Here is a 4,353-nt window from a genome sequence, read left to right on the forward strand (position 1 = left end):
GGGTGAGGTGCGGCCCTGGGCCCGGGGTCCCGTCCGGCGGCGTGTCGGACGCGCGCGAACGGGCGTGGTGGGTCGTGGCGGATCCGTCGTGGCTCCGTGGTGGATCCGTCGTGGGTCCGTCGCGGGAGTTCGGGGCCCGCGGGGTGGGGCGTGCGGTCGGACGCCTGCGGTCAGGCCCGTGCGGGCGGGTGGACGACGCGGTCGGGCGGCCGACGTGGCCGGCCGGGCGTGTCAGGCCTGCGGGACCGGGACCGGCCGGGTGTGCAGGTGGTGCCGCAGCACGGCGAGCAGTTCGCCGAAGGCGGCCCGGGCGTCGGCCTCGGGGAAGCGGTCGCGGTCCCAGGCCAGCCGGATCAGCAGGTCGTCGCCGTGCGAGGCGGAGACGGCCAGCGGTGCGGCGAGCGGGCGCCCGTCCAGGTGGGTCTCCCGGCCGGGGGTGCCGCCGAGCACCAGCGGTGGACGGCGGTGCAGGTCCTCCATGGTGAGCAGGCCGTCCAGGGCGCCCGACCACGGGGCCCCGGCGGTGCGGGCGGCGCGGACCACCTCGTCGAAGGGGGTTCCGGCCTGGTCGAGGTCGTCCCACCAGGCGTCCGCGAGGGCGTCCAGGTCCGCGACCGGACCCGAAGTCGCCGGGTGCACCAGGGTGTTGAGGAAGCAGCCGAGCGCGGCGGGTGCGCCCGCCGGTCGTCCGCCCCACGGGTAGCCGAGCGCGAGCGGCCCTCCCCCGGTTTCCGGCCGGGCCGCCCCGTCCACCCCGTCCACCCCGTGCAGCCGGTGCAGGGCCGAGCCGACCGCGTCCAGCAGGGCCGGGAAGACGGCGCCGCGGGTGGCGCCCCCGGCGGTGGGCAGCCGCTCGGTGAGCATGCCGGTGGACGTCGCCGCGCCGCCGCCCGCCCCGGTCAGGCCGCCCAGCCGGCGGCCCCAGTGGGCCTGGGCGGCGGGGCCGCCTGCGGCGTCCTCGGCGGCGAGCTGCAGTTCGACGGCCTGCCGGTAGTCGGCCAGCGCCCGGGGGTCGGGCCGGTCCGCCGGTGGCTCGTCCCGCTCGTACGCGGTACCGAGTTCGGCGGTGAGCAGGCCGAGCGACTGCTCGTCGCAGGCGGCGTGGTCCAGTGCGAGGGCGAGCAGTTCCTCGTCCCCGTCCGGGTCCGCGGCCACCAGCAGGCGCAGCGCGGGTCCGTCGCCGGGCCAGTTCGACAGGGCCTCGCGCAGCGCCGCACGGGCGGTGCCGCCGGGGGCGACGGCGATCCGGGCGGCCTCGGCCGAGGGGCCGCCGGTGCGCAGCACGGGTGTGCCGCGCACGGTCGCGAATCCGCCGCACAGCGCCGGGTGGTGGGCGGCCACGGCGGCCGCGGCGCGGGCCAGTCGGCCCAGGTCGAGGGTGCCGCGCGGGTAGGCGAAGAACAGCGGGACGACGTCGGTGCGGCTCTGCGGAGCGAGTCGGCGGGTGATCAGGAAGCGCCGCTGGGCGCCGGTCAGCGGGAGCAGCTCCACCGGGGATTCGGCGGCGGCGGAGCGGTACCGGGCGAGGTAGGCGGCGGTGATGCTGGCGTGCACGGGAACGGTCTCCGGTTTCCGGTCGCGGCTCGGGTCGGGGATCGGTCGGGGATCGGTCGGGGATCGGTCAGGGATCGGTCAGGGGGATCGGCCGGTGCCCTGCTCGGGTCCGGGACGTGCGGGATCGGGTTCGGTCGGCAGAAGGGTTCAGGTGCGGTCGGCAGGAAGGGTTCAGGTGCGGAAGGCGCGGGTGGGGCGGCCGGTCAGGACGTGCCGGGGCTCACCGCGCTCTCCTGGTCGGTGGCGTCCGCCTCTGCGTCCGCGTCCTGCCCGGCCGTACGGTCGGGGCCCGGCAGCTCGCGCATCCGCCGCAGCGGGGAGAGCAGCAGCGGCAGCGGCACCAGCAGGAAGCCGGCGGCGCAGAGCCAGAGCGCGGTGCGCGGCCCGGCCGCCTCGGCGACCACGCCGCCGATCAGGGCGCCGATCGGCAGGGTGCCCCACACCAGGAACCGCATGGTGGCGTTCATCCGGCCGAGCAGCTCCGGCGGGCAGATGCTCTGCCGGAAGCTCACCTGGGCGACGTTGTAGGCCACCGCGCCGAACAGCACCACCCCGGAGGCCAGTCCGAACAGCACCACGCCCGCACCGCCTCCGGACAGCGGCCACAGCAGCGCGAACGGCGCCGTCACCACCGTGGACAGCCAGATCAGCCGGGCCTGTCCGATCCACCGGGCGAGCTGCCCGGCGCACAGCGCGCCGGCCAGTCCGCCGACGGCGGAGACCGACAGCAGCACGCCGATGGCTCCCGGCGACAGGTCGAGCACCCGTACCCAGAACACCGTCTGTACGGCGGTCAGCACGGCGGAGAACAGGTTGGACGTGGCGGTGGCGGTCGCGATCGCCCGCAAAAGCGGGTGGCCGAGCACGAACCGCACGCCCTCCCCGACCTCGGCGCGCAGCGAGCGCCCCGGCTCGGGCTCCGGCCGCGGCTCCTCGACCTTGATCCGGACGAGCAGCAGGGCGGAGGCGAGGTAGCCGCAGGCGTCGGCCACGATGGCGAGCGGCGCCCCGAGCAGCTGGACCAGCCCGCCACCGAGGCCCGGCCCGGCGATCTGCGCCGAGGAACGGACCGTCTCCAGGGCGCCGTTGCCGCCGACCAGTTGCTCGCGCGGCAGGACGGCGGGCAGGAAGGACTGGTGGGCGACGTCGAAGAAGACCGTCGCCACCCCGGTGACCAGCGCCACCAGGTAGAGCTGCGGCATGGTCAGCACCCCGAAGGCGGCAGCCGGCGGGATCGACCCGACGGCCAGGCAGCGCACCACGTCGGCCCGGATCAGCACCGGAAGCTTGCGCATCCGGTCCAGCCAGGCGCCCGCGGGCAGGCCGACGAGCAGGAAGGCGGCGGTCTCGGCGGCGGTCAGCAGACCGACCTCGAACGGCGTGGCGTCGAGCACCATCACGGCCACCAAGGGAAGGGCGACCAGGGTGACCTGACTGCCCGTCTGGGCCGCCGCGGCTCCGGTCAGCAGGAGCCGGAAGTCGCGGTGGCCGAGCAGACGGGCCTGGCGGGGGCTGGGCTTCTCGTTCATCGGTGCGACTCTCGGTCACCCCTTCGATACGGGGCAAGCACCAGGTCCGTTTCCGGACGGAACGCAGGTCGGCCGAATCCCGCCACTCCCCCGGCCCGCCTTTGCGCGCTCCTTATGACCGCTTCTCCTGCCGTCACGCCGCCCGCGGCGTCCGTCGGCCTAGGCGGCACCGGCCGACGGGCACTCCGACCGGCTCCGGGCCCGTCCGTCCATTTCCTTGTCCGGTATTCGGACGCCACCTTTCCAGCCACCGGACGGAGAGGCTCAACTTGGCCGGATTCCATGGAGTAGGGCCAGGCCGTCACCTCATCGTGATATCGGCGTGACCGTAGCGAGCCGTAGACAAGGTGACCGGACGGTCACGGACCACCCGAGCCCGACCCGGTCCGCCACCCGTCCCGCCCCTGTTCCGCCGACCGGTTCGCCGCCCCTGTTCCGCCGACCGTTCCACCGACTGCTCCGCCGCCCGCCAGCCGCCCTCAGCCGCCCGCCTCCGCCTCCGCCTCCGCCCGGCGGGTGATCGCCAGCACCGCCATGTCGTCGTCCCTGGGCCCACCGGTCCACCGCTCGACGTCCGCCACCAGCGCGTCCAGCACCTCGCCGGGCCCGGCGAACGGCCCCAGCGGGGCCAGCCCGAGCACCGGGTCGTAGAACTCCCCCGCCGTGTCCCGGGCCTCGGTGACCCCGTCGGTCACCAGCAGCAGCGTCCACCCGGCCGGGAACGGCCGGCTCTCCGGCGCCGGGCGCGCCACGCCCAGTCCGCCCATCCCCAGCGGCAGCCCCGGATCCGCCGCGTCCAACCGGCGCACCGGGGGCTCGCCCCCGCCCCGCGGGTACGGGTTCAGCAGGTACGGGCCGGGGTGCCCGCAGTCGAGCGTGCGCACGCTCTCCTCCCCCGGCGGGAACTCCACCAGCAGCGCGGTGATGAACCCCTCCAGCCGCAGTTCCTCGCTCATCCGCTCGCTCTCCCGCAGCAGCGAGTCCTCCAGCGCGTCCGCGAGCGCGGCCAGGTCCGGCAGCCGGTGGGAGTCCTCGCGGAAGGCGCCCAGCAGCACCGAGACCGCCCCGACCGCGTGCAACCCCTTGCCCCGCACGTCGGCGATCAGCCCGCGCACGCCGTACGGGGTGACCTGCAGCGCGTACGCGTCGCCCCCGATCAGCGCCTCGTCCTGGGCGGCCCGGTAGCAGGCCGCGACCGACAGCCGCCCCACCGCCGCGGGGGGCTCCGGCAGCACCGCCCGCTGCGCCGCCTCGGCCACCGACCGCACCC

The 4,353-nt window shown here is 76.2% G+C and carries 3 protein-coding genes; all 3 read right to left on the minus strand.

The window, feature by feature from the left end; translation table 11 throughout:
- Positions 1-231: 231 nt before the first annotated feature.
- Positions 232-1,554, minus strand: coding sequence for a non-ribosomal peptide synthetase (locus tag ACIQOV_RS29555; protein WP_401053621.1), 1,323 nt, complete (start codon positions 1,552-1,554; stop codon positions 232-234).
- Positions 1,555-1,757: 203 nt separating this feature from the next.
- Positions 1,758-3,083 (minus strand): MFS transporter, encoded by a 1,326-nt coding sequence (locus tag ACIQOV_RS29560; RefSeq protein ID WP_401053623.1) that lies wholly within the window; start codon positions 3,081-3,083, stop codon positions 1,758-1,760.
- Between the two features lie 479 nt (positions 3,084-3,562).
- Positions 3,563-4,353: PP2C family protein-serine/threonine phosphatase (locus tag ACIQOV_RS29565; RefSeq protein WP_401053625.1), on the minus strand; the 791-nt coding region annotated here is incomplete at its 5' end.

The sequence above is a fragment of the Kitasatospora sp. NPDC091257 genome (genome assembly GCF_044757675.1).
GTDB classification, from domain to species: domain Bacteria; phylum Actinomycetota; class Actinomycetes; order Streptomycetales; family Streptomycetaceae; genus Kitasatospora; species Kitasatospora lactacystinica.